At 66.4% G+C, this 24,044-nt stretch carries 21 protein-coding genes and 1 pseudogene; 15 read left to right on the top strand and 7 right to left on the bottom strand.

The window, feature by feature from the left end; all coding sequences use genetic code 11:
- The 8 genes from B0E41_RS18285 to B0E41_RS18250 form a co-directional block, all read left to right on the top strand.
- Positions 1-876 (top strand): ABC transporter permease (locus B0E41_RS18285; protein WP_143433897.1); only part of this gene is annotated, 876 nt, incomplete at its 5' end.
- Positions 877-1,674 (top strand): ATP-binding cassette domain-containing protein, encoded by a 798-nt coding sequence (locus tag B0E41_RS18280; RefSeq protein ID WP_077332967.1) that lies wholly within the window; start codon positions 877-879, stop codon positions 1,672-1,674.
- A gap of 12 nt (positions 1,675-1,686) precedes the next feature.
- A complete protein-coding gene (locus tag B0E41_RS18275; protein ID WP_077332965.1) occupies positions 1,687-2,622 on the top strand; it encodes an MlaD family protein in 936 nt (311 codons plus the stop codon).
- Positions 2,619-3,308, top strand: a complete 690-nt coding sequence (locus B0E41_RS18270; RefSeq protein ID WP_077332963.1) for an ABC-type transport auxiliary lipoprotein family protein — start codon at positions 2,619-2,621, stop codon at positions 3,306-3,308. Before B0E41_RS18275 ends, B0E41_RS18270 begins: the two co-directional genes overlap by 4 nt.
- A 112-nt stretch (positions 3,309-3,420) precedes the next feature.
- A complete protein-coding gene (locus B0E41_RS18265) occupies positions 3,421-4,074 on the top strand; it encodes an alternative oxidase (RefSeq protein ID WP_077332961.1) in 654 nt (217 codons plus the stop codon).
- 3 nt (positions 4,075-4,077) lie between these two features.
- Positions 4,078-4,332: a hypothetical protein gene (locus B0E41_RS27610; RefSeq protein ID WP_077332959.1), complete on the top strand. Its 255-nt coding sequence runs from the start codon at positions 4,078-4,080 to the stop codon at positions 4,330-4,332.
- Positions 4,333-4,558: 226 nt separating this feature from the next.
- Complete coding sequence (locus B0E41_RS18255; protein ID WP_077332957.1) at positions 4,559-9,793, top strand: AAA family ATPase; 5,235 nt, start codon at positions 4,559-4,561, stop codon at positions 9,791-9,793.
- Between the two features lie 70 nt (positions 9,794-9,863).
- Complete coding sequence (locus B0E41_RS18250; RefSeq protein WP_077332955.1) at positions 9,864-10,400, top strand: hypothetical protein; 537 nt, start codon at positions 9,864-9,866, stop codon at positions 10,398-10,400.
- Here the strand turns inward: B0E41_RS18250 and B0E41_RS18245 are convergent, their stop codons facing one another.
- On the bottom strand, positions 10,401-10,841 hold the full coding sequence (locus B0E41_RS18245; RefSeq protein WP_077332953.1) for a hypothetical protein: 441 nt from the start codon (positions 10,839-10,841) through the stop codon (positions 10,401-10,403). It abuts the gene before it with no gap.
- Positions 10,842-10,871: 30 nt separating this feature from the next.
- A complete protein-coding gene (locus B0E41_RS18240) occupies positions 10,872-11,546 on the bottom strand; it encodes a glutathione S-transferase N-terminal domain-containing protein (protein WP_253195001.1) in 675 nt (224 codons plus the stop codon).
- 130 nt (positions 11,547-11,676) lie between these two features.
- On the opposite strand from B0E41_RS18240, the gene B0E41_RS18235 reads away from it, so the two are divergent.
- Positions 11,677-13,203 (top strand): DUF2779 domain-containing protein, encoded by a 1,527-nt coding sequence (locus tag B0E41_RS18235; protein WP_077332951.1) that lies wholly within the window; start codon positions 11,677-11,679, stop codon positions 13,201-13,203.
- Complete coding sequence (locus B0E41_RS18230; protein ID WP_077332949.1) at positions 13,200-13,904, top strand: UPF0149 family protein; 705 nt, start codon at positions 13,200-13,202, stop codon at positions 13,902-13,904. Before B0E41_RS18235 ends, B0E41_RS18230 begins: the two co-directional genes overlap by 4 nt.
- A gap of 55 nt (positions 13,905-13,959) precedes the next feature.
- Here B0E41_RS18230 and B0E41_RS18225 read toward each other — a convergent pair whose 3' ends face one another.
- Together B0E41_RS18225 and B0E41_RS26735 are read right to left on the bottom strand one after the other, a co-directional pair.
- Positions 13,960-14,424, bottom strand: coding sequence for a helix-turn-helix domain-containing protein (locus B0E41_RS18225; RefSeq protein ID WP_077332947.1), 465 nt, complete (start codon positions 14,422-14,424; stop codon positions 13,960-13,962).
- Positions 14,425-14,437: 13 nt separating this feature from the next.
- Positions 14,438-14,791 carry a hypothetical protein gene (locus B0E41_RS26735; RefSeq protein ID WP_143433896.1) on the bottom strand — a complete coding sequence of 118 codons (354 nt, stop codon included), beginning with the start codon at positions 14,789-14,791 and terminating at the stop codon, positions 14,438-14,440.
- Positions 14,792-14,882: 91 nt separating this feature from the next.
- Here B0E41_RS26735 and B0E41_RS18220 point away from each other — a divergent pair, with 91 nt between their 5' ends.
- Positions 14,883-15,215 carry a YnfA family protein gene (locus tag B0E41_RS18220; protein WP_077332945.1) on the top strand — a complete coding sequence of 111 codons (333 nt, stop codon included), beginning with the start codon at positions 14,883-14,885 and terminating at the stop codon, positions 15,213-15,215.
- Positions 15,216-15,322: 107 nt separating this feature from the next.
- Here the strand turns inward: B0E41_RS18220 and B0E41_RS18215 are convergent, their stop codons facing one another.
- Positions 15,323-15,748, bottom strand: coding sequence for a LysR substrate-binding domain-containing protein (locus B0E41_RS18215; RefSeq protein ID WP_171984812.1), 426 nt, complete (start codon positions 15,746-15,748; stop codon positions 15,323-15,325).
- Entirely contained in the window at positions 15,696-16,751 is a 1,056-nt protein-coding gene (locus tag B0E41_RS18210) for a class I SAM-dependent methyltransferase (RefSeq protein WP_077332941.1), read from the bottom strand. Before B0E41_RS18210 ends, B0E41_RS18215 begins: the two co-directional genes overlap by 53 nt.
- A gap of 87 nt (positions 16,752-16,838) precedes the next feature.
- On the opposite strand from B0E41_RS18210, the gene B0E41_RS18205 reads away from it, so the two are divergent.
- On the top strand, positions 16,839-17,789 hold the full coding sequence (locus tag B0E41_RS18205; protein WP_253194999.1) for a LysR family transcriptional regulator: 951 nt from the start codon (positions 16,839-16,841) through the stop codon (positions 17,787-17,789).
- Between the two features lie 518 nt (positions 17,790-18,307).
- Here the strand turns inward: B0E41_RS18205 and B0E41_RS18200 are convergent.
- Positions 18,308-19,174 carry a LysR family transcriptional regulator gene (locus B0E41_RS18200; RefSeq protein WP_077332939.1) on the bottom strand — a complete coding sequence of 289 codons (867 nt, stop codon included), beginning with the start codon at positions 19,172-19,174 and terminating at the stop codon, positions 18,308-18,310.
- A gap of 97 nt (positions 19,175-19,271) precedes the next feature.
- Between B0E41_RS18200 and B0E41_RS18195 the strand changes: the two genes are divergently transcribed.
- From B0E41_RS18195 to B0E41_RS18185, 3 genes and pseudogenes are all read left to right on the top strand, one after another.
- Complete coding sequence (locus B0E41_RS18195; protein ID WP_143433895.1) at positions 19,272-20,195, top strand: DMT family transporter; 924 nt, start codon at positions 19,272-19,274, stop codon at positions 20,193-20,195.
- Positions 20,196-20,204: 9 nt separating this feature from the next.
- Positions 20,205-20,350: pseudogene (locus tag B0E41_RS27370) on the top strand (SEC-C metal-binding domain-containing protein); the annotation flags it as partial.
- 302 nt (positions 20,351-20,652) lie between these two features.
- Positions 20,653-24,006 (top strand): metallophosphoesterase, encoded by a 3,354-nt coding sequence (locus B0E41_RS18185; RefSeq protein WP_171984811.1) that lies wholly within the window; start codon positions 20,653-20,655, stop codon positions 24,004-24,006.
- Positions 24,007-24,044: the final 38 nt, after the last annotated feature.

Raw genomic sequence — 24,044 nt, 5'->3', positions numbered from 1 at the left:
CCCATGGACACCCAGCCCCACACCCCTCCCATGCCTGCGGCCGCGCCGGAGGCGGGGCCGCCTCTGCAGCAGTTGCCGAAACACGGCTGGCTGGAGCGCACCGGCCGCATGGCGGTGGCCACGGTGTTGCAGGGGCTGGCGTTTGTGCGCTTTGTCGGTGAGGCCGCGCTGGCGGCGGTGCGGGTGTTGCCGCATCCCCGGCTGTGGCGAGTGCGCGCGATCTGGCACGAGATCCAGATCGGTGGCTATGAGGCGCTGCCCATCATCGGGCTGACCTCGTTTTTGTTGGGGGTGGTGGTGGCCTACCAGGGCGCCGACCAGCTGCAGCACTACGGGGCCAACGTGTTCGTGGTGGATCTGGTGGGCTACGCGATGCTGCGCGAGTTCGCCCCTTTGATCAGCGCCATCATCATCGCGGGGCGCTCGGGCTCGGCCTACGCGGCGCAGCTCGGCTCGATGGTGGTGGCCGAAGAGATCGACGCCTTGCGCACCATCGGCATCGACCCGATGCAGCGCCTGGTGCTGCCCAAGATCGTGGCGCTGGCCGTGGCCCTGCCGCTGTTGACGCTGTTTGCCGACATCACCGGCGTGTTCGGCGGCATGGTGATGGCGAGCTCGCAGCTGGACATTGGTTTTACCGAGTTCATGGACCGTTTCGGCCGCGTGATGCAGGGTTCCTCTCTGCTGATTGGCCTGGGCAAGTCGCTGGTCTTTGCGCTCATCATCGCCAGCGTGGGCTGCTTCCAGGGCTTGCGCACGAAGGGCGGCGCCGACAGCGTGGGCCGGCAGACCACCTTGAGCGTGGTGCAGTCGATCTTTCTGATCATCGTGGCCGATGCGCTGTTTTCGGTGGCCTTCAACATCTTGGGGCTTTAGATGGAACACCCCCCCAACGAAGAACCCGTGATAGAGCTGCACCAGATCACCACGCGTTTCGGCAGCCACACCGTGCACGAAGGGCTGGACCTGAGCGTGCGGCGCGGCGAGATTCTGGGCCTGGCCGGGGGCAGCGGGTCGGGCAAGTCGGTGCTGCTGCGCGAGATGATCGGCCTGCAGCGGCCGAGCTCCGGCCAGGTGCGGGTGTTTGGCGAAGACCTGGCCACGCTCAGCGCCGCGCAGGCCCAGGCGCTGCGGCTGCGCTGGGGCGTGATGTTCCAGCGCGGGGGGCTGTTTGGCTCCATCAGCGTGCGCGAGAACGTGGGCCTGCCGTTGCGCGAGCACCGCCGGCTGGCCAGCGCAGAGGTCGACCGCATTGCCGAGCAGAAGCTGGCCCTGACCGGCCTGCCGCCCGACGCGGGCCTGAAGCACCCCAACGAGCTGAGTGGCGGCATGCTCAAGCGCGCCGCGCTCGCGCGCGCCATCTCGCTCGACCCCGAGCTGCTGTTTCTCGACGAGCCCACCTCGGGTCTGGACCCGGCCAGCTCGCGCGGCGTGGACGAGCTGATCATGGACACCCAGGCGGCGTCTGGCGCAACGGTTTTGATCGTCACCCACGACGTGGACCTGATGTGGCTGGTGTGCGACCGCGTGGCCGTGCTCGGCGAGGGCCATGTGATGGCACTCGGCACGATGGACGAGCTCTCGCACAACCCCTCGCCGGCCGTGGCGGCCTATTTCAACAACCCACGCGAGGCCCGCGCCGCGCGGGCGCCTGTAGCGCGGCCCCCAGCCTGAGACCCCACGCCCATGGACGACAAAGTCAACTACACCCTGGTCGGCGCCTTCGTGCTCGCCCTCTCCGCGCTGCTGATTGCTGGCGTGTTGTGGCTGTCCGCCGGCCTGGGCGGCCGCGACGCGATGGACCCTTACCAGGCGGTGATCGAGGAATCGGTGGCCGGGCTGAACCTCAATGCGCCGGTCAAGTACCTCGGCGTGGACGTGGGCAAGGTGGACCGCATCGAGATCAACCCGCAGAACCCGGAGCAGGTGCGGCTGCGCTTCCAGGTGAAGCGCGGCACGCCGATCAAGACGGACAGCGAGGCGGTGCTGAAGGCCCAGGGCCTGACCGGTATCGCCTATGTCGAGATCAGCGGTGGCAGCGCCCAGGCGCAGGCGCTCCAGCCCGGCCCCGACGGATCGCCGCCCATGATCCCGTTCAAACCGTCGCTGAGCGCGCGGCTGGAGAACGTGCTCAGCAATGTGCTGGGCAACGTGGACCGGGTCTCGAACAACCTCAACGCCGTGTTCGACGCCGACAACCGCGCCGCGCTCAAGAGCACGCTGGCCGACCTTGCCACGGTCACGCACGCCCTGGCCGGGCAGCAGGCGGCGATCACCGCGGGGGTGGCCGACGCCGCGAAGGCCGCCCGGTTGACGGCCCGCGCCGGCGAGCAGTTCGGGCCCACACTGGACAGCATCAAGTCCGGCGCACAGGCCGTGGAGCGCATGGCCAATGTGACCGCCCAGGCCAGCGCCCGCGCCGGTGAGGCCGCCGACAGCACCGCCAACAGCCTGCAAACCATCGGCCAACAAACCCTGCCCGATCTGGCGCGGCTGATGGCCGAGCTCAACCAGCTCTCGGCCTCGCTGCGGCGCCTGAGCGAACAGACCGCGGGCAGCCCGAGCAGCCTGCTGCTGGGCAGCCCCGCCCCCATGCCCGGCCCCGGAGAAAGCCCACCATGACCTTGCCCACGAGCGCACACCGCGCCACCGTTTCAACGCGCCGGCTGCGCACGGCGGTCTTGCCGCTGCTGTGCTTGCCGCTGCTGCTGGTGGCCTGCGCCGGCTCCTTGTTGCCCAAGCCGGCCGCACCGCCTGCGCGCTTTGCGCTCGATGCTGGCCCCGCGAGCGCCGCCGCTGCAACCACCGCCGCGCCGCGCCCGGCCGCCGCTGGCGCGCCCAGCCTCACGGTCGAGCTGCCGCGCGCCGCCCCGGGCTACGACAGCCGGCGCATGCTCTATCAGCGCCGGCCGCAGCAGCTGGAGGCCTTTGCCTTCAACGAATGGGTGGAGCCGCCGGCCCAGATGCTCACGCCGATGCTGGTGCGCGCCCTGCAGGGCAGCGGTGCCTTCGGCGCGGTGCTGCAAGCGCCCTCGGCCGTCACCACCGGCTGGCGGCTGGAGACCGAGCTGGTGCGCCTGCACCAGAGCTTTGCCCAGCAGCCCAGCCAGGTGCAACTGGGCCTGCGCGCGGTGCTGCTCAACAACCGCACCCGCGAGGCCGTGGCTTGGCGCGAGTTCAACATCAGCGTGAACGCGACCGGCGAAGACCCGGTGGCCGGCGCCGCAGCTGCGCAGGCGGCAGCCATGCAACTGGCGGCGGCGGTGGCGGCGTTTTGCGCCGAGCAGCCGCTGCCGGCGCCGCGCTGAGCGCGGGCCCCGCACCGGGAGGGTCCGTGCGCTTGCGTACTGACAGCCCGCGCCGTGTCGTCAAAGATGGCGACGCCATGCGGTTGCCCCTGATCGCATCGGGAAAGACACCATGAACCACCGTGAGCCCAGCGATCTGGCGGACCGTTTCGCGCTGGGCGTGACCCGGCTGCTGCGCTTCTTTGCCGACACCTTTTTCGCCAAACGGTATGGCCACCGGGCGATCGTGCTGGAGACGGTGGCGGCCGTTCCCGGCATGGTGGGCGCGATGGCCACCCACCTGCAGTGCCTGCGCCGCATGGTCGACGACGACGGCTGGATCCGCAAGCTGATGGAGGAGGCGGAGAACGAGCGCATGCACCTCATGACCTTCATTGCGGTTGCCCGGCCCACCACGCTGGAGCGGCTCCTCATCCTGGTCGCGCAGTGGGTGTTCTACCTCGGCTTCTTCCTCCTGTACCTCATTTCGCGTCGCACGGCGCACCGCCTGGTCGGCTATTTCGAGGAGGAGGCGGTGCTCAGCTACACGCTGTACCTGGCGGAAATCGACGCCGGTCGCGTGCCCAACGTCGCCGCACCGGCGATCGCAAAAAGCTACTGGAAGCTGGCGGACGACGCGACGCTGCGCGACGTGGTGCTCGTGGTTCGCGCCGACGAGGCACACCACCGCGATGTCAACCACGGATTGGCCAACCAGCTGTCCGGTCGGCCCGCCGACACGGAGCCGGTCGCGCCGTACCCCGACCACGCCGACACCACCCAATGAGCCATGTGCTGCCTGCTGATCCTGGCCCACCCCCGCCGCGACAGCCTGTGCGGCGCGCTCTTTGATGCCTGTGTCGATGGCGCGCCAATGGGCGGAACACCTGGTTTTGGTCTACCCCACCTGGTGGGGCACCTTCCCGGCCGGCGTGAAAACGGTCGAACGGCCGTGAAAGCCGTCCTCGCCTGGCTGAACATCGTGACGGTCACCGGCAGCGACGGCATGGCGGCGCTGCGATGCCAGGTTCGGCGAAGCGCCTGATCTTCTGAAGGCAATGCTCCATCAGCGCGCGAAACGCCTTCGGGTCGGGTCGCGGTCTTGAGCACGCTGGCGTGCCGGGCGGTGCATTTGCGCCGGCGCAAGGCCGCGCACGCGGCGTGGCTCAAGAATTCACCGGCTATGCCGAAGAAGACTTGTTTCTTCGCGGCCATCCCTTGTGTTGCTGCGAATCCGCCAGACGACAGACGTGAGACCGGAGTTCAACGCCATGAGTGCCCTGCCGCTGACGACGAGTGAATGGGTCGGGCTGAGCACGGTGTCCGCATTACCAGCGGCAGTACCGTCACTCATCGCCTCAGGGAGCCGCGCGTCAACCGTGCGGCTGGGCACCGAACGGCACATCCTCGAGCGCCTGTCCGGCGTGGCGGGCGTGCCGCGCCTGGCGCAGCCGACGCCGGGCGCGCACCCGGAGGACGCGCCAGCCATCCGGCACATCGACGGCGTGTCGCTGCGCGATGCGCTTCAGGCGCAAGCACTGCCCTTGCCGTCATCGCTGCCGACGCTGCTCGACATCGGCTTGCAGCTGGCGCGCATCCTCGCCGACGTGCACCGCCTGGGCGTCTCGCACCGCAACATCAACCCGTCCAGCATCGTGCTCACCGGCCCGGACCGGCAGGCCATGCTGGTCGGCTTCGAGCTGGCGACGACGGTGGCCGAGCAGCAGCCGGCCTGCGGCCACCACCGCGACATCGCCGGCTCGCTGGCCTATCTGGCGCCGGAGCAGACCGGCCGCACCGGCCACTCGGTCGACCAGCGTGCCGACCTGTATTCCCTCGGCGCGACGCTCTACGAGCTGGTCACCGGCCGCGCGCCGTTCGAGAACAGCGACCCGCTGCAGCTGATCCACAACCTGCTCGCCCAGCTGCCGACGCGGCCGGACGAACTGGTGCCCGGCACGCCGGTGGCGCTGTCCGACATCGTCATGCGCCTGCTCGAGAAAGAGCCCGACCGGCGCTACCAGAGCGCCGAGGGGCTGGCACGCGACCTGACGCTGCTGAGCCAGCATCTGGCGGCCGGCGCGACCGGCAGCTTCGCGCTGGGCGGGCACGACTTCGCGCAGCGCCTGTCGGCGCCGTCACGGCTGGTCGGCCGCGACGCCGAGATCGCGGGCCTGAAGCGGGCCTTCGAGAACGCGCTGAACGGCGGCGCGCGCGGCGTGCTGGTGAGCGGCACGCCGGGCGTCGGCAAGACCGCACTGATCAATGAGCTCAGGCCCATGGTCGCGGCACGCCACGGCTGGTTCGTCGCTGGCAAGTTTGACAGCCAGCGTCAGGACCTTGCGTCGGACGGCGTCTTCCAGGCGCTGCGCGCGCTGGGCCGGATGCTGCTGGCCGGACCCGAGACCGAACTGCAGGCGCTGCGCAAGCGCATCGTGCGGACCATCGGCCGCGCCGGCTGCCAACTGATGGCGGGGGTGCCCGAGATCGGGCTGCTGCTGGGTGAGCAGCCGGTGCCGGGCGACATCGATCCGCTCACCGCCAAGGATCGCCTGGTCGAGGTCACGCTCGACCTGTTGCGCGCCGTCGCCTCGCCGGCGCGCCCGGTGGTGATGGTGGTGGACGATCTGCAGTGGGCTTCGGCGCTTCCGATCGCCATCGTCCATGCCGTGCTGACCGACGATTCCTTGAGCGGCTTGTTGCTCGTGGGCGCCTATCGCGACGGCGAGGTGGACGCGCTGCGCCCGCTCGCGCCGATGCTGCCACGCTGGGCCCGGCTGGAGTCGCCGCCGCTGTCGCTGAGCCTGCAGAATCTGCCGCCCGCCGACCTGGCAACGCTGCTGGCCGAGATGCTCAGGCTGGCGCCAACGCAGGCCGCGCTGCTGGCCCAGGCCTTGCGCGCACACACCGACGGCAACCCATTCGACACCGTGCAGTTGGTTGACGCGCTGCGCCGTGACGGCGCGCTGATGCTGGGCGATGAGGGCTGGGTCTGGGATGCCAAGGCCATCGCCCGCCACATCGGGCAAGGCAATGTGATCGACCTGCTGACGCGGCGGGTTGCCGCGCTGGCACCCGAGACCCGGCAAGTGCTGGATGTGATGGCCTGTCTCGGCGGCGAGGTCGAGTTGCCGCTGCTGCAGGCCGCCTGCGGCGCATCGGCCGAGGCGCTCGAACAACGGCTCGCTCCGGCCCTGGAAGACCACCTGCTGGCGATGCAGCACGATGGCCTGCCGGCGATGCGCTTTCGCCACGACCGCGTGCAACAGGCCTGCCTGGAACGGCTCGCCCCGGCCGAGCGTGGGCGGCTGCACCTGACGCTGGCGCGGCGACTGGAGGCGCTGCCCGATTTTGCGGCCACCGCCGCGCACCAATACCTGCCGGCGCTGGCCGCCATTGATGCCCCGTCCGAGTGCCTGCGTGTGGCCGAACTGCTGCGCCGCACCGCGCAGCCGCTGCGTGCGTTCAACCCGGCAATGGCCGAACACCTGTTGGCGGGCGCGCTCGAACTGCTTGCCCGCTCGGGCCTGTGCGGGACGGCGCTGCTGCCCTTGCAGATCGAGCGCCACGCCGTGCTGTACAGCCTTGGGCGCCTGGCCGAGGTCGATGCGCTGTACGTCACCATCGAACGCGACTGCACCGATGCGCTGCAGCTGGCCGAGCCGGCATGCGTGCAGATCTGCAGCCTGACCAACCAGGGGCAAGCGCGTGCGGCGGTTGCGCTCGGCGAAACCCTGTTGGGCCGTCTGGGCCTGGCGTTGCCGACACCCGAGCAACTCGGCGTGCAGATGAATCCGGCCCACGGCGTGTTCAACCGCTGGCTGGATCCCGACACCGAAGCCGCCGACTTGCAACGCCCGATCGCCAGCGACCCCCGCGCCCTGGCTGCCGGGCGGCTGCTCAACCGGATGACGCCGCCCAGCTTCTTCTGCGATCCGGCCATCCTCGCCGGCCTGGTGCTGACCGGTCAGCGGCTGTGGATCGAGCATGGGCCGGCGGCACCGTTCGTCGGGACGCTGAGCCACGCCGCCTTCATCACCATCGGCGCCTGGCAGGACTACCGCACCGGCCTCGCGATCGTGCGCCGCGTGCTGGCGGCCAGCGATGCGCGCGGCTTTCACCCCGAGGCCTCGCAGTCGCGGTTCCTGTTCGCGCTCGGTTCCGGCCCTTGGTCGATCCCGCTCGAAGGCAACGCGGCCGAAGCTGAACGCGCTCACGAAGGCCTGGTACAGGGCGGCGACCTGAACAACGCCTGCTACACCTACTACGCCTCGCTGTACCCGCTGATGGACTGTGCCACGACGCTCGAGCGCTACGCCGCCGAGAGCGCCGCCGCACTGGCCTTCAGCGCCCGCACCGGCAACGACTACGCGGCCGCCGCCTATGTGGCGCACCGCCAGCTCGCGCGCATGTTGCGCGGCGAGACTGCGGGGCTGGAAAGCTTTGACGAAGCCTCCTTCAGCGAAGCCGCCCACCTCGCCCGACTGGGGCCGAACCCGGTGGCAGAGGTCAACTTCCATGTCGCACGCGGGATCGGCGCCGCGTTGGCCGGCGACGGCCCGGCGCTGATCCGGCACGCCGCTGCGGCAATGCCACTGACCGCCGCTCTTCCGGGCATCTACCCGTGCGCACTGGCGCAATTGCTGCATGCGCTGGCGCTGGCCGAGCGTCTGAAGACGGCGGCGCCAGCCGAGCACCTTGCGCTGCTGGCCGAACTCGATGCCTGCGTCGACTGGCTGCGCCTGCGCGCGGTCGATGCGCCGTTCAACTTCTCGCACCTGGTGCACTGGATCGCGGCCGAACGCGCCTGGGCCTGCGGCGAGCCGCTCGCGGCCCTCAACGCCTTCGACACCGCGCTGCGCGAAGCCGCGCCGCTGCAGCGGCCGTGGCACAACGCGCTCATCGCCGAGCGCGCCGCGCGTTGCCTGCTGGCCAACGGCATGCAGTTCGCCGGGCAACGCATGATGGCCGTGGCGCAGCAGCGCTACGCGGCCTGGGGCGCCAGCGCCAAGGTGCGCCAGCTGCAGCGCGACCATGCGTTCCTGGGTGCGCTGCCCGCTGCGGCAGCCGGCAGCGCGCCGGCATTGCGCGAGAACGTGTCGGCCGACGCCATCGACCAGCTCGGCATCCTGCGCGCGGCGCAGGCGCTCAGCTCCGAGACCAGTCTGGAGCGGCTGCGGCTGCGGGTGGTCGAACTGCTGGCCGAATTGAGCGGCGCCACCACGGTGCAGCTCGCGCTGTGGGACGACGACGCGCAGCAGTGGCTGCTGCCGCAGTCGGGCGACGGCACGAACCGCACCACGCTGGCCGACGCCGGTGCGCGCGGGTTGCTGCCGCTGTCGGCCTTCCGCTATGTCGAGCGCACCCGCGAGCCCCTGCTGCTGGACGACGCGACGCGCGACGACCGCTTCGCCGGCGACCCCGCACTGCGCGGTGCCGAGCGCTGCTCGCTGCTGGTGGTGCCCATCCTCCATCACGGCGTGACGCGCGCGATGCTGCTGCTCGAGAACCGGCTTGGCCGCGGCGCGTTCACTGTCGACCGGCTCGACGCGGTGATGCTGATCACCGGCCAGCTGGCCGTGTCGCTGGCCAACGCGCAGCTGTATGAGCAGCTGGAGCGGCGGGTGCAGGAACGCACGCAGGAACTGCAGCAGGCGCAGGCCCAGCTGCTGTCCGCCGCGCGCCTGGCCGGCATGGCCGAGATCGCCACCAACGTGCTGCACAACGTGGGCAACGTGCTCAACAGCGTCAACGTGTCGGCCGGCCTGGTCGGCACCCGCCTGCGCACGTCCAAGGTCAAGGGCGTCGGTCGCGCCGCGCGCCTGATGGCCGAACACGCCGGCGACCTGGGCCCGTTCCTCACGCAGGACGCCCGCGGCAAACTGCTGCCCGGCTACCTGGGCGAGCTGGCACAGGCGCTGGAGGCCGAGCACATCGGCATGGCCGAGGAACTGGCTGGCCTGTCCCAGAGCGTCGACCACATCAAGGTGATCGTCGCCACCCAGCAGGCGTATGCGGGCACGGCGTACATGGTCGAATCGGTCAAGCTCAACGAACTGCTGAACGACGCGCTGCGCATGAACGCCGGCGCACTGACGCGCCGCAAGGTCGAGGTGGTGACGGACATCGCCGAGTTGCCGGACCTGCCGCTAGACCGCCACCGCCTGCTGCAGATCTTCGTCAACCTGATCAGCAACGCCAAACACGCGTTGAACGACGTCACCGATCGAAGCCCATGCATCCGTCTGGTTGCTGCACTCGCCGACGCAGGCACGCTGCGCATCAGCGTGGCCGACAACGGCGAGGGCATTGCGCCGGAGAACCTGACGCGCGTCTTCGCACACGGCTTCACGACGCGCAAAGACGGAAACGGCTTCGGCCTGCACAGCTGCGTGCTGGCGGCGCAGGAAATGGGCGGACGGCTGAGCGCGCACAGCGACGGCCCGGGCCTGGGCGCGCGCTTCACCCTCGAGCTGCCCGTCGACACCGCACAAGGCCAGCCATGAAGACCCCGAACCGGCGCGTCCTGCTGGTCGACGACATGCCCGCGATCCACGCCGACTTCCGCAAGATCCTGTGGCCCGACGCTTCATCTACCGCGCGCCCGGCCAGCAGGCGCTGACGCGCGCGACGCTCGGCTACTGCGGCATCCGCAGCGTGCGCACCGAGACCTTCGGGCCGGTGATCGCCTCCGATGCCGGCCAACGCCAGCAATGGCTGGACTGTGCCCGGTCCGTCGGCTCGCGCCTGGCCGCGGGCGCGCTGTCGACTGCGCAGCGCCGCACGCAGCGTGTTACCGCATGGCTCGCCGCGCTGCGGCTGCAGTTCTATCCGATGACGTGGATCGCCTACACCCTCGGGGCGCTCCTGGCCGCCGCGGGCGCGCTGCTGGCGCTGACGCGAACGGACCTGTCGGCGCTGCTCGCATGGAGCGTCGCGGGCGGCTCATTGCATGCCATCTGGCTGTGGCGGGGTCTGCACCGTCTGGCCAACGACCAACTGCCCGATCGCATCGATGGGCCGATCGTCCTGGCCTTGACCTTCATCCTCTGGTTCTGCGTGCCGCACAACTCATCGTGCTGGCCAGCGCCTAGGCCCAACCCATGGCCGTGATCAGCCGCCCCCCACCAGGCCAAAGGCCTCGCGCAGCAACAGCAGTTCCGCCATGTGGCCGCCGCGCAGTTCGCTCAGGGCCTTGAAGTTGCCGCCCATGGCCGCGATGGCGGGCTTGGGTGCGTCGGGCGTGGTGAAGCGCAGCAGGTGCACGCGCAAGGGGCCGTCGGGGGTCTGGAACCAGGGCTGGAAGGCGGTCACTTCTTCCACGTCGTCGGGGCTCAGCTCGCTGCCTTGCAGCACGGCGGCGATCAGGGCGGCGCTGTCGATGGCGGCGGGCGCTGGCTCGGGCGGGCTGCTCAGGGCTTGTGCGCCCTCGGGCAGCGCCTGCGGCCAGAGCATGCCGTGCGCCCAGCGCGGGAACACCAGTGCGTGGCTGTAGTCGTCGAAGTGGCAGAGGATGACGCGGTGGTGGCGTGAGATGTTGGCGGGGGTGGTCATGGTGTTGTGGTGGTGTGATGGCAGAAACCTTCAGCGGTAACCTTCTTCGCGCAGCACCTGGTGCACCACCGGGCGCGCGCGGATGCGCTCGAACAGGGCCTGGCAGCGCGGCGGCATTTCTATGTCGGTCTTGCTGGCCCAGAAGAACACGTAGAAGAGGGCCGCGTCGGCAATCGTGAAGTCGGCGTCCATGGCGTAGCCGGTCTCGGTCAGGCGGATCTCGATCACGTCGAAGGCTTCGCGGACGATGCGCTGGCCTTCCGCCGTGATGGCTGCTGTCCATCGGGCCTTGTCGGCCGTGTCCAACCCTTCAGGCAAATAGCGGTCGGTGGTGAAGATGCGCGTGAAGCCCTGGCCGTGCACCGTGTTCACCGCGTAATCCAACAACTCCAGCGTTCGCGCCGCCAAAAACGGGTCGTCGCTCAGCAGGCGCTTGCGCGGGTAGCGCCGCGCCAACCAATACGCGATGGACGGGAAGCTGGTGAGCGCGGCCACGTCGTCGAGCACCAGGGTCGGGATCGTGCCCTTGGGGTTGATCGCCAGGTAAGCGGGCTTTCGGTGGTCGCCCGCCTGCAGGTTGACGATGGTCACCACAAACGGCAGCTCCAGCTCTTCCAGCAGGATGTGGATGCCGGTCGTGCAGGAGCCGGGGGTCATGTGGAACTTGAGCGTCATGGCCCGGCCGGTTTGCAAGACGCGCGCCATGCGGCCGGGCTTGCACGGGCCTTGCTAATCAGGAGCAGTCCACCGGTGCAAAGGCCTGCCGCGCACTCGCGCCTGTGGTCTTTGTGCCGGTTCGTGTCCGGTCCTGTGTCGGCTTTGTCTGATAGTGCCCATGGTTTTTGCTCCGCCCCTCAACACCGACGACCTGCGCCGCTGGCGCAACTGCGAGCGCCGCTTCTGGCTCGCGCGCCGCGAGCTGCAACGCGGCGTGCCCGTCTCAGGGCCAACGCCCGCTGAACCAGAACCCGCCACGGGCCTCGACGCGGCCCTGCGCGCCTCGTTCCCGCACGCCGACACGGTGGCCGCGCCGCAAAGCCCCGCGCAGTGGCTGCAGGCCGTGCGCCACACCCTCAACTGCCTCGACAGCGACGCCGAGCCGCCCGAGGGCTGGGCCATCCTCGGCGCCTGCTTGACCAGCGAAGACCGCGCCCAGGTGCGCATCGACGTGTTGACCGCGGGTGAACACGGCCTGCGCCTCTTCAAGCTGCGCTACGCCACCGTGGGCGACGACACCGACGTGGACGATGTCGCGCTCTGGACCCACGTGGCCGCACGCTGCGGCTTCGCGGTGCAGAGCGTGGGCCTGTTGCTGGTGGACACCGACTTCGTCTACCCCGGCCACGGCTGCTACGCCGGCCTGTTCCGCGAGGTGGACCTGGGCCCCGTGCTCGGCTCGCGCCCGGTGGCCGACTGGCTGCACGCAATGCGCCAGTGCGAACGCGGCTCGGAACCCGAGGCCACGCCCGGGCCGCATTGCCATGAGGGCAGCGGCTGCGAGTTCGCGGCGAGCTGCAAGGCCTGCGCGGTGCCGGCCACGGCCGAACATTCAGAGACCAGCCTCGACATCCTCGGGCGCGAGGCCGCGGCCGAATGGCGCGCCCCCGGCCACCACGACGTGATGAGCCTGCGCCCCGAAGACATCGTGCCGCCGCGCCAGCGCCGTGCCGTGCGCGCGGTGCAGCAGGGTGCGCCGCTGCTGGAGCCCGAGGTGGGCGCGCTGGCGCAAGCCTGGCCCTACCCGCGCCACTGCCTGCGCTTCGACACCATCGGCCTGGCCGTGCCCATCTGGCCCGGCACCCGGCCCTACCAGACGCTGCCGTTCCAGTGGAGCTGCGCGGTGCAGACGGCGGACGGCGCGTGGAGCGACCACCACTTTCTGGCCGAGGGGCAGGGCGGTGACCCGCGCCGGGCGTTTGCGCTGTCGCTGCTGGGCGTGCTCGGCACAACGGGCGCGGTGCTGGCCTACAACGCCGGCTTCGAACGCAACCGCATCCGCGAGCTCGCGCAGTGGTTCGACGACCTCGCGCCCGCGCTCGACTCGCTGCTGCCGCGCATCGTCGACCTGTTCCAGATCGCGCGCAGCCACTACTACCACCCGGTCATGGCCGGCTCGTGGTCGTTCCGTTCCATAGCGCGCGCCGTGGCGCCCGGGCTGGCGATGGACATCGCGCTCGACCCCGCGCTGGACGCGGGCACCGGGCGCTCGGCGCAGGCGGTGTTTGCGCTGATGCAGAAGCCCGGGCAAAACGCCACCGTGCGCGCGGCCTGCCGGGCCGCTCTGCAAGCCCATGGCCAGCGCGAGACGGCGGTGTTGCGCAGTCTGCTGGCCTTGTTTGAACAAGCGGGAACCGCACCATGAACACCGTCACCACCGAACTGATGCCCCTGAGCGCCGAAGACTTTGCCGCGCTGGAGGCCTGGCTCAAGGCGCGGCGAAAGGCCTTCCCCGAGACGCCCGCCTGGGAATTCTGCGAAGGCTTCATGGCGGCCCTGGTCTGCTGCCGCCGCGCCATCGCACCCGCCGAATACTGGCCCCGCCTGCTCGGCCTGGCGGCCGAGGCCGTGCCCGGCGATGTGTGTGATCTGTGGGCGCGGCGCTGGACGCTGGTGGAGCAGGCGCTGGACACCCGGGTGAGCGCGCTCGACGACCCGGCCGCCTACCAACCCGAACTGAGCGAAGGCGCCGGGTCCTTCGCCCAGCGCTGGGCGCAAGGCTTCATGGCCGCCGTGGTCGCCTGGCCCGAAGAATGGGCTGGCCCACGCAACGCCCAGGCGCAGCAGTGGCGCGAGGCGGCGCTCAAGCTCTTGCGCGCGCTCACCCTGCCCGACACCGGCGCACCCACCCTGCATGCCTACGAAGACCAGCAAGGCCCACCCCGCGTGAGCGCAGCGCGCATGCAGGCCGTGGGCGATGCGATCTGGGCGGTCTACAACCTGCGCGAAACCTGGAAGCGCCTGGGCGCGCGCGTGAAGACGGTGAAACACGCTGCGGCTGCGCCGGGCCGCAACGATGCTTGCCCTTGCGGGAGCGGGAAGAAGTTCAAGAAGTGCTGCGGCTGAGTGCGGGAGGGGTTCACACAGCCATCCTGCGCAGGAGATTCGCCGAAGTCGGTTCCTAGAATCCGCAACAACCGTCTCCGCCTTGTCGAACTCGTTGCGCTTGGTCCGCTGGAATGGCCAAGCTTTCGAGGATCGTGCAATCGACTGCGGGTCCGCCAACGCACGCCGATTCGCAACTGCACACGAAGGCGCAGAGGCTGGCTTCCAGCGCCTTCAGTTCGTCCAGCTTGCGCCGCACCTCGACGAGGTGCAGCGCCGCGATGTCACGCACCTCTGCACAGGGCCGATCAGGCTCATCAACAAGTCCAACCAATTCGCGCACCTGATCGATCGAGAAGCCGAGGTCCCGGCAACGCCGGATGAAAGCAAGGCGGCGAATCGTTCCCTCATTGAACTGCCGCTGACCAGCCTCCGTCCGGTCGGCCGGCTGCATAAGCCCAATGTCCTCGTAGTAACGGATGGTGGGTACCGTGCAACCGGTCTGGCGGGCAACGAAGCCAATCGAAAGTCTTGCGTTCATGCCGCCATCCTAGTCATCTGCATGCGCCGGGTGCGCAGCCGCAAGCTTTTTGCTCGGCATCTTGCGTGGCGCCGATGGGCAACGCGCAGGCTGGGTTTTGCATTTCATGGTCCTGAGCAACCCGATGCGGTGGTTCTGCGCGTTGTTGGTGCCTGCGCCAAAAAATGAGGCCGCCGCCTACGGACGCAAGCGCCAGCAGCACGAACGCCAAAGGCGCAAACTCATCTGCGTAGGCGAGCAAAGCAGATCCGGTCGCAGCCATCGAGGCAGAGCCAATGGTCAGAGCGGCAGCACCGCCGAGCAAGGGAACTGCACAGCAGGCCGCACATGCTGCGCCAACGCCGAGAGCCGCTTTCCAAAGTTTCATGTCGTATCTCCGATGCGAGGGCACAACGCCCACACCGATACGGTAGGACCTCAAGTGGCTTGAGGGTCAAGAGGCCATTGACAATCTCCGCATGGAACTCCTTAAAACATTCCTCCTGTTCGTCTTTACTGCAGTGGCCGAAATCGTCGGCTGCTACCTGCCGTATCTCTGGCTCAAACAAGACAGGTCAGCTTGGCTGCTCGTTCCGGCGGCATTCAGTCTGGCGCTGTTTGCATGGTTGCTCACACTGCATCCGACCGCAGCCGGTCGGGTCTACGCGGCCTATGGCGGCGTGTACATCGGCGTCGCGATGGTTTGGCTGATGCTTGTGGACAAAGTACGCCCCACGCCATTGGACTGGGTCGGTGTGGCGGTAAGCCTATTGGGGATGATGATCATCGTGCTCGGGCGGCAGTCCGAGTGAACGATGACCGAGCGAAAGACATTTCAAAATTTCTTGGCCAAGCTATTTCACTGCCTGCCATGCAGTCAGGCGGCTTGCGCGTCCAGCGCCAGCACCAGGGACCGACCTCACCCTCGCCGCAATTCATCAACAACATGGTCGTGGAGCGCCTGCGCCGCGGCATCCTTGCGGGCAGACGAGGCGATCACGGCCGCGACCTGCAGGCGGGTCAGTGGCGGCAAGCCGTGCCGGGCGTCCAGCTGCACCAGCTCGGGTGGGCATGAGCTGCGCTTGACGGCGGCCACCGCCAACCCGCTTTGAACCACGGCAAGCAGGCCCACGGTGCTGGGGCTTTGGTAGGCGATGCGGTAGCGGCGCCCGGCGCGGCGCAACGCCTGCTCGGGCATCTTGCGCGCCATCGAACCCGGTTCGAACACCGCCAGCGGCAGCGGGTCCCGTTGCCACACCGGGCTGCTGGCCAGGCCCACCCAGACATACGCCTCATCGAACAGGCGGGTGCCTCGCGAAGGCCGGTCTTGTGTGACCAGGGCCACATCCAGATCGCCAGATGTCAATGCTTGGACATCCGGTTCGGGCACGGATCAGGCAGACATCCGCGCCGGAGAAGGGCGCGCAACGCGGGCGCGCAACGCGGGCGCGTGCGATGTGCGCGGCAGCAGCCGACCGCAGGCCGTTCAGACCAGAAGCATCGTATCGAGCGACTGCTTGATCTCCGTTCAAGTCTTCAAGGAGCAACAAACCCGCCGTTTGCAGCTGCTCCCTGAGCAATGCCGGATCGAAGCCCGACAAGAACGCCTCACCTGCGGAAGACACCTCCGACTTCAGCTTGCGGAACGCTTCCGCCACGAGGGTTCCAGGATCAAGGGCCTCTTGGTCAACGTAGTTGAACACCAGTTCGCTTCCCGCCGGAGTGGACGATGCGATCGCCGCGAGGGCAGAGAGATTCGCCTCCCGGGTCAGGTACATGGTCACGCCGAGCCATGAAAAGAACGTCAATCGACTGGGTTGGAATGAAGAGCGAGCCAGGGCCGAGTCCAATGTCTCTGCCGAAAGGTCTGCGGCGATGAATTCGACGGACACCGACGCATCGACGCCGCATTCCGCCAAACGTTGTCGCTTCATCGCTTGTGTCGCGGGATGGTCTACCTCGTAGACCTTCAGTTTGGTGGCCCAGGCAGGTCGCCGATACGCAAAGCTGTCGAAGCCAGCGCCGATGATCACGTACTGCGTGACGCCCCGTTCCACAGCGGCTTCCAGCGCGTCCTCCGCATAGCGCGCCCGGGTGATCACATCGGCATAGGCGGCATTCGAACGCAACGACTGGGCGAGCAGTTCGGCAGGGTCCGCCGCTGCCATGGCTCGCGCGGTCGGCGGCATGCTGCCGAGAACACGTTGGCACAGCGCCGTGCGAACGGCATCGGGAACCAGTCGATCACCCCAATGGTCTTCAAGCAGAGGAGCGGGGTCGTGGCGCGAATGCAGTGCGCGCATCAGTGACGTGGCGAGGGCTGTGCGGCTGGCGTCGAGTGGGTTCAAAGGGGTCTCCAAAGATCAGGGGTGCGCAGTGTCCGATCTGAAGATCATTCTGTACAGTGCATTGTTCTGAACGAATACCTGTAAAAAATGAACTCGTTGGATCTCAACCTCCTTGCTGCGCTGGATGCCCTGTTGACGACTGGCAGCGTTGCCGCAGCAGCGCAACGCATGCACCTGAGCGCTCCGGCGATGAGCCACAAACTGGCCAGAATCCGCGAAGCGCTGGACGATCCCATCCTTGTGCGTGCCGGCCAAAAACTGATTCCCACGCCTCGCGCGGAGGAGATGCGCGCGCCGGTGCGGCGCCTGATCAGCGAAGCGTTCGTCCTGATGCAACCAGGTGGAGGGCTGGACCTGACTCGGATGCAGCGTGAATTCATCGTCCGGGCACCCGAGGGGATGGGGATCGTCTATGGGGCTGCATTGTTAGCGGAAATTCAACGTGAGATTCCGCTGGCAACGCTGCGTTTCATTCCTGAAAGCGACAGTGACTCGATGGCCTTGCGGGAAGGCCGCATTGATCTCGATGTCGGCATCGTGCGGGACGCAGGTCCCGAGGTGAAGACCGCGCCGCTGTACGAGCAGCGCATCGTCGGCGTCGCGAAGGCCGGGCACCGTTTGTTGGCCGCTCGTGTGACACCGAAGCGGTTTTCTGCCGAGCAGCATGTGAGCATCGCCCAGCGAGGGCGGAACAAGGAAGCGGTAGATGTCTTGCTCGCTGATATCGGCTGTGCAAGACGCATCGTGTTGACCGTGCCGAGCGCCTACGGTGCGCTGATGGCCGCTGCACGTTCTTCATTGATCGCTTGCGTGCCCGAGCCCTTGGCGCGCACGGTGGCCAGCGGATTGGGGCTGGAGATCTTCAAGCTGCCCGTGGCCATTCCCGTTGAGCAGGTGGTCCAGGCGTGGCATCCCCGCGTTGATGCCGAGCCAGCCAGTCAGTGCCTGCGTCGCTGCGTGGCTTCGTTGTCGCGGAGTGCAACGTTCGGTCCCCTCGGGCAACGCGTTGTGGCTGGGCACAACGCGCTTCTTTCGTAGCAACCGGCTGCTCTGGGGTCGATGAAGGTCGATGAACGCATTCGGCCATCAGAGTACCGCGATCGGTTTGCCGCCGAAGTGGGTGAGCGGCAGGCCCGCCGCGACTTGGTGGCGATGGAAGAACTGGGCCTGTTGCGAGTGGATGGTGCTGGGGCTTCTACTGCCTACGTACGGACAAACCGGACATGAGGAACACTGAATCGGACATGATCCGGACATCGCTGACGCCAACCTTGGGCCCTCCAGCTGTCGCTAAGTGCTTGATTTTCCTCGCTTACTGGGCAGGTGCAGGCGGCTTCATCCGGGCCTGACCTCTTCGAACCGGACATCAACCGGACATTGACCGCTTTGGCGCTGAAGCCGAGGCAGCCAACTCACTGCAGTATCTCGTCAAACCCCGCTGCCGTGGCCTCGCGTTGTTCCAGACTCAGCGCCGCCTCCGCGAGCGGGTCAGCGCCTTGCAGCCAGGCGGCTTGCGCGCTCGGCCGCGTCGGCGCAGACAGCAGCGGAGGACGACCTCACCCTCGCCGCAATTCATCAACAACATGGTCGTGGAGCGCCTGCGCCGCGGCATCCTTGCGGGCAGACGAGGCGATCACGGCCGCGACCTGCAGCCGGCTCAGCGGCGGCAAGCCGTGTCGGGCGTCCAGCTGCACCAGCTCGGGTGGGCATGAGCTGCGTTTGACGGCGGCCACCGCCAAGCCGCTTTGAACCACGGCAAGCAGGCCCACGGTGCTGGGGCTTTGGTAGGCGATGCGGTAGCGGCGCCCGGCGCGGCGCAGGGCCTGCTCGGGCATCTTGCGGGCCATCGAACCCGGTTCGAACACCGCCAGCGGCAGTGGGTCCCGTTGCCACACCGGGCTGCTGGCCAGGCCCACCCAGACATACGCCTCATCGAACAGGCGGGTGCCTCGCGAAGGTCGGTCCTGTGTGACCAGGGCCACGTCCAGATCGCCGGACGTCAGCGCCGGGATCAGCACCGTGGACTGGGCGCAGACCATCTCCACCTCAACCTCGGGGTGCGTCTGCGCAAAGCGCCGCAACGCCGGCCCCAGGTGGGCCGCAGCGTAGTCCTCGGGAAACCCGAAACGCACATGGCCCGTCACGGGCACCGTCTCCAGCGCCGACTGCGCCGCCGCGTGCGCCAACAGCACCTCGCGCGCCTTCGGTAGCAGCCGCTCGCCAGCGGGTGTGAGCGCAAAGCGCCGCGCATCGCGCAGCAACAGCGGCACCGCCGCGGCTTGCTCCAGCTTCTTGATCTGCATGCTCAGTGCCGCTGGCGAGCGGTGCACCACACGGCAGGCCGCCGACAGCGAACCGCCGTCGACCGCGGCGACGAAAGCACGCAGCCAGTCCAACTGCAAGTCACGGGAACGGTTCGTCATGTCGGGTTGGCTGCAACAGAGATGGTTTCGTTTATCGAATCAATCACACAAGAATATCGCGCTTTGCGAATTTCAGGAACCAGCTGACAGTCCTGCCATGACAGACACACAACGCTCTTCCGGTGCTGGGCTGATGGTGGCCGGCGGCCTGCTGATGGGAACGCTCGGGCTGTTCCTTGAGCAGGCCGGCCAGCACCCACTGACCGCGGTGTTCTTCCGCTGCCTCTTTGGCGGCGCGGCATTGCTGGCCTATGCGTTGGCGACCGGCAGGCTCAAGGAACTGCGTCCGACACGCCAAGGCATGGCCGTGGCAATGCTGACGGGCAGCCTGATGGTGGTGATGTGGGCCAGCTTCTTTGCCGCCATCCAGTGGACCTCGATCGCGTTGGCGACGGTGACTTTTCACTTGCAGCCCTTGTGGTTGTTGCTGGCCGGAACCTGGCTGTTCGGCGAGCGGCTGGGTCTCGCGCGGGCGCTGGGCGTCTTCGGTGCCTTTGCGGGGTTGACGATGGCCACCGGGCTGCTTCGCTCCGGCCTGCCGGCAGGGCAGCAACTGTTCGCCTGGGGCCTGGCGTTGGCTGTGATGGGGTCGGTGTGCTACGCGGCCGTGTCGCTGCTGGCCAGACGGCAGCGCGCGCTCAGCTCCCTGGGTTTGACGTTTTGGCAGTGCGCCACCGGAACGCTGCTGCTGGCCTGGTGGCCCGCCTGGCATGGGCTGCCAGCGCAGTGGGGCGGTTGGCCTGCCGCCACCTGGGGCTGGCTGGTGGGGCTGGGTGTGCTGCACACCGGCTTGGCCTATGCGCTGATCTATGCCGGCATGCAGCGGCTGGAGGTCGGGCGGATTGCGCTGCTGCAGTTCGTCTACCCCATTGCCGCGATCGCGCTCGATGTGGCGATCTATGGCCGGGCGCTGGATGGCACGCAGTGGGCGGGCGTGCTGCTGATGGGCGCGGCGCTGTGGTGGGCCGGCCGAACCGATGCGGTCCGGCCGCTGGCGGCCCGTGGTGTGCAAAGCAGCTGAAAGGCCGTGGGCGATGCGATCTGGACGGTCTACAACCTGCGCGAAACCTGGAAGGGCCTGGGCCCGCGCGTCGAGATGCCGCCCTTGCTGTGGCGGGTCGCAACGATGCTTGCCCTTGCGGGAGTGCGAAGAAGTTCAAGAAGTGCTGCGGCTGAGCTTGGGGGTCTTCATACGGCCATCCTGTACAGCAGATTCGCCGACGATGATCGGGGGCTGTCAAAGGGTTGCGCTTGGCGAAAGATGGCGGGCTCTTGGACGCTAGCGATCAAGCGCTAACGGGTGCGAGTTGTACGTTGATAGCGTCTTCCGCTATTGGCCAAGAGGGATCGATGCGATGCCGCAAAGATTGAGGGTATCCAACAGCGACGGCAGTCGTCCGCTTGTCGTCCCGAGCGTACACTTGATTGACACTAGGCGGAGCTCGCGGCGAAGCTCCCCGCCACCTTCAGGGATCTTTATGTCACAGCGAGAAGTGCGTCGCGGCGTTCAATTCAACGTCATTCACCTCAGTGATCTCCACATGGGAATGACCGGCCAAAAATGGATGTGGCCGACGTTCAAAACTGTCTTCTTTAACGACCTTAGACAGCAGCATGAAAAGACGGGGGCGTGGGATCTGGTCATCTTTTCGGGTGATCTGACGCAAGAATCGTCACCGCAAGAGTATGTCGCCCTCAATGCTGCTCTGATGGAACTTTGGGCCGTATTCAACTCGCTAGGGTGCTCGCCAAAGCTGTTCGTGGTACCAGGCAATCATGATCTTCAGCGTCCTTCCAAGATCGACCCATGTGCTCTTGCACTTGGGAGCTGGTGGCAAACACCGGACATTCATCAAGACTTCTGGGAGAACGGCGAATCACCGTACCGGGCTACTGTCTCGAATGCTTTTGCCGCATACACGAAGTGGACATCGAGCCTTGCCGGTACCCCCATTTCGCTGATTGGCGACGAGGCCGGCTTATTGCCGGGTGATGTATCGGCTCGTATTCACAAGGACGGAGCCTCGCTCGGACTTGTCGGGCTAAATTCCGCTTGGCTACAACTGAGCGAAAAGAACCGGATCGGGGATCTCAACATTCACGTACGCCAGCTGCAGAGCGTGACTGGCGATGATCCAGATGCATGGGCTGCGAGCAATCAATTCAACCTTGTCGTCACTCATCACCCGGTAACTTGGTTGAATTCAAAGGCGGCTGCGCATTGGAACTCGGAGATCCATGTGAACGCGCGCTTTTGTGCCCATTTGTTCGGGCACATGCACGATAGCGTCACTGGTCTGTCTAGCTTCAATGGTGGCGCCACGAAGATCGCAATTCAAGCGCCGTCGATCTTCGGCTTGGAGACTGTCGCCGATGGTCTACAGCGCAATCACGGCTACTCGTTCTTGCGGTTGGTAAAAAGCGCTGACGAGAGGACTCTGAAGATCTGGCCGCGACTCGCGTTCCCGCTCAAGGATGGCGCCCGGCGGCTCATCGCGGATCCGAATTGGGTCCTAATAGACGACGCCTTCGAACTAGCCTTGCAGACTCGGGCTGCCACGTGGTTGCCCCCCGGGCCACTTCTTGGTCCCGACAAAGCGCCCGAGGTATCCCTGGTCGACAATGCAGGTGCAAGGCGCATCTTGGGGAGCCTAAGAAAGACGAATGCCTATTCGCTTGCTGCGGCAAATGTGCGCAAGGAAGAACAGCAGTTTCTCCTTGCCGCGTTGTCCAGCGGACGGCAGGGGTGGCTTGTTGACACCTGGGGCACCGGTGGCGACGAGTTCATAAATGTCGTTTCTACACGCCTGCTGGGAACCACAGCAGAGATCTATTACTTGCCCGTTGGGACTTTTGATGGACAAGAGTCGTTCTTGGCAAATGTGCGGCCGCGCGTGGGCTGTAGCTTGGAAGAGTTGTGCCAAGCGCTTGATCAACGCTCCTGCATGCTCGTTTTGGACGACGTGAATATTGAAGGTGGGAACCGAGCCCAACTTGAGCAAGAGCTGCTCTTCATTGTTAACACCTTGCTCGAATTCTCAGAGCACCTGCACGTCATCATCCGATCGCGGTCGCGGCGCGCCGATCTCGGATCCTTCACCCAACTGCGCCCTCTGGATGAGGCCGACGTGACGGCGTACGTGACAAGTCACAAGCAAGCGTCGAACCTACCGCAGGAGGCAATCACACGCATCTTTCGCCATAGCGGAGGACTTGCTACGCGCATCGACGCGATCCTTCGAGCCATGGAGGTCGTTGGCACCCAGGCGCTGTACGACTTGGACGTTGACATCGCGGGCAAGGCCGCGGCTCGGCCAGATGACATTCCCCATGCACTTGTCGAAGCCATTCAAGAGTTGAATGGATCCGAAGATGAGCATAGTCGCCGAGCGGCCATGTTGCTTAAAGTCCTGTCGCTATTCCCTCAAGGCGAACCTCTGGTCCGGGTGCGTCGATTCTTCAACGCGAAGGCTTTCTACCCCAGTCACGCCACGCTTCTGCTAGAGCGTGGTTTGATCGACTCAAATCCAATAATGACGTCGCTGGAGGGCGGAACGGCTCCTCAAGAACAAGGCAATGCACTCACCGTATGCCGTCCGGTGCGCGAGTACCTTGTGCAGAGCCTGTCCGCGGCGGAATTGAAGACGCTGAATTCGAAGGCGTTGGCGCTGTACTTTGGCGACAACTGGGCTCTGCGAGGCATCCAATCGCCTTCCGATCTGAAGTTCTCGAGTTCGAACTGCGGCGCCCTGGCGATTGACAATGCGAGCACACTTATCCTGCGCGAAGCCCGAGCCGCGACGGAATCCCAGAAATACGGTCGCGTGAAGGTCGCTATGGCTCTGGCGGAATCCTTTGTGGGGCTACTCACACAGGGGGACCATTTCCGTGGCGTGGCGCAGTTTCTGGACGGCGCTGTGAAGATTTTCGAGGACTACGTGTCGGCCATGCCGACCGAGCAGGCGGTGATAGAGCCATTGAGCTTGGCGTCCTTGCTCAGTTCGCACGCTAGTGCGCTCAGGATGATCGGTCAGGTCGAGCGAGCCCATCAGATCGCCACGGACATAAATTTGGTGGGACAGAGCAACTCGTTCAAGGAAAGCACGCTACTGACCATCGCGATGTGCAAGCAGGCGCTTAAGGTGCCCCCTGAAGAAATCATTGCCGCTGCTGAGGCGTGCCGTAGCGTAAATCCCAGAGGCAAGATTGCAGTCAACGCTCGATACGTCATCGTGTCCAACGAGCAATCACCGGACAAGACGGCGCGACTGCGTACGCTCTACGCCGAAGCGCGAAAGAGGCATTGCAAGGTCGTTGCCAACAATATCGCGCTTGATTTAGCACGCGTAGCACCCAATACCGAGCAGAAGAATCTGCTTTTGAATGAAGTCCTTTTGTCAGGTCGGTCGGATAACGACCACTACAACTTTGTACGTGCTTTGCTTCGTACCTGCAGGCTTTCCATCGATGAGTCAGGAACTCTAACTCGGCGGAATTTCGACGACTGCGCTCGCGCATACAGCTACTTGTATAACCAAAGAATCTATGGGTTGTTCGAGTCTTGCCACCAGATTCTCTGGGATGTGTTCAAAGCCCGAGAGGATGAACAGAATCTCTTGACCCTTTACCGTTACAGCTCCCTTGTTTGGCGTCTCCGTAGGAAAACAGAGACGGAACAGAAGTACCGAAATTCATTGACAGCAATCTTGGGCAGTCGCTTGTCTAAGAGCATCTTGGCAGCGGACCGGGAACTGCGGTACTTCATCAGTCGCGAGGCTTCCTCAGCGAGCGAAATCACGACTCCCAATCCTGACGCTTCCGACCCACCTTGAAGCGATGAAGCGCACTCGTTTGATTGCTTGCCAGTGGG

This window comes from Hydrogenophaga sp. A37 (assembly GCF_002001205.1).
Classification (GTDB): domain Bacteria; phylum Pseudomonadota; class Gammaproteobacteria; order Burkholderiales; family Burkholderiaceae_C; genus Hydrogenophaga.
This window is presented reverse-complemented; position numbering and strand designations above follow the sequence as displayed.

Excerpts from the sequence above, each read along its gene's own strand:
- B0E41_RS18245 (WP_077332953.1), bottom strand. The coding sequence starts at position 10,841 with ATGACCACCCCCGCCAACATCTCACGCCACCACCGCGTCATCCTCTGC.
- B0E41_RS18235 (WP_077332951.1), top strand. The coding sequence starts at position 11,677 with ATGGTTTTTGCTCCGCCCCTCAACACCGACGACCTGCGCCGCTGGCGC.
- B0E41_RS18265 (WP_077332961.1), top strand. The coding sequence starts at position 3,421 with ATGAACCACCGTGAGCCCAGCGATCTGGCGGACCGTTTCGCGCTGGGC.
- B0E41_RS18255 (WP_077332957.1), top strand. The coding sequence starts at position 4,559 with ATGAGTGCCCTGCCGCTGACGACGAGTGAATGGGTCGGGCTGAGCACG.
- B0E41_RS18185 (WP_171984811.1), top strand. The coding sequence starts at position 20,653 with ATGTCACAGCGAGAAGTGCGTCGCGGCGTTCAATTCAACGTCATTCAC.
- B0E41_RS18225 (WP_077332947.1), bottom strand. The coding sequence starts at position 14,424 with ATGAACGCAAGACTTTCGATTGGCTTCGTTGCCCGCCAGACCGGTTGC.
- B0E41_RS18270 (WP_077332963.1), top strand. The coding sequence starts at position 2,619 with ATGACCTTGCCCACGAGCGCACACCGCGCCACCGTTTCAACGCGCCGG.
- B0E41_RS18275 (WP_077332965.1), top strand. The coding sequence starts at position 1,687 with ATGGACGACAAAGTCAACTACACCCTGGTCGGCGCCTTCGTGCTCGCC.
- B0E41_RS18205 (WP_253194999.1), top strand. The coding sequence starts at position 16,839 with ATGAACTCGTTGGATCTCAACCTCCTTGCTGCGCTGGATGCCCTGTTG.
- B0E41_RS26735 (WP_143433896.1), bottom strand. The coding sequence starts at position 14,791 with ATGAAACTTTGGAAAGCGGCTCTCGGCGTTGGCGCAGCATGTGCGGCC.
- B0E41_RS18195 (WP_143433895.1), top strand. The coding sequence starts at position 19,272 with ATGACAGACACACAACGCTCTTCCGGTGCTGGGCTGATGGTGGCCGGC.
- B0E41_RS18280 (WP_077332967.1), top strand. The coding sequence starts at position 877 with ATGGAACACCCCCCCAACGAAGAACCCGTGATAGAGCTGCACCAGATC.
- B0E41_RS18240 (WP_253195001.1), bottom strand. The coding sequence starts at position 11,546 with ATGGCGCGCGTCTTGCAAACCGGCCGGGCCATGACGCTCAAGTTCCAC.
- B0E41_RS18220 (WP_077332945.1), top strand. The coding sequence starts at position 14,883 with ATGGAACTCCTTAAAACATTCCTCCTGTTCGTCTTTACTGCAGTGGCC.
- B0E41_RS18230 (WP_077332949.1), top strand. The coding sequence starts at position 13,200 with ATGAACACCGTCACCACCGAACTGATGCCCCTGAGCGCCGAAGACTTT.
- B0E41_RS18200 (WP_077332939.1), bottom strand. The coding sequence starts at position 19,174 with ATGACGAACCGTTCCCGTGACTTGCAGTTGGACTGGCTGCGTGCTTTC.
- B0E41_RS27610 (WP_077332959.1), top strand. The coding sequence starts at position 4,078 with ATGTGCTGCCTGCTGATCCTGGCCCACCCCCGCCGCGACAGCCTGTGC.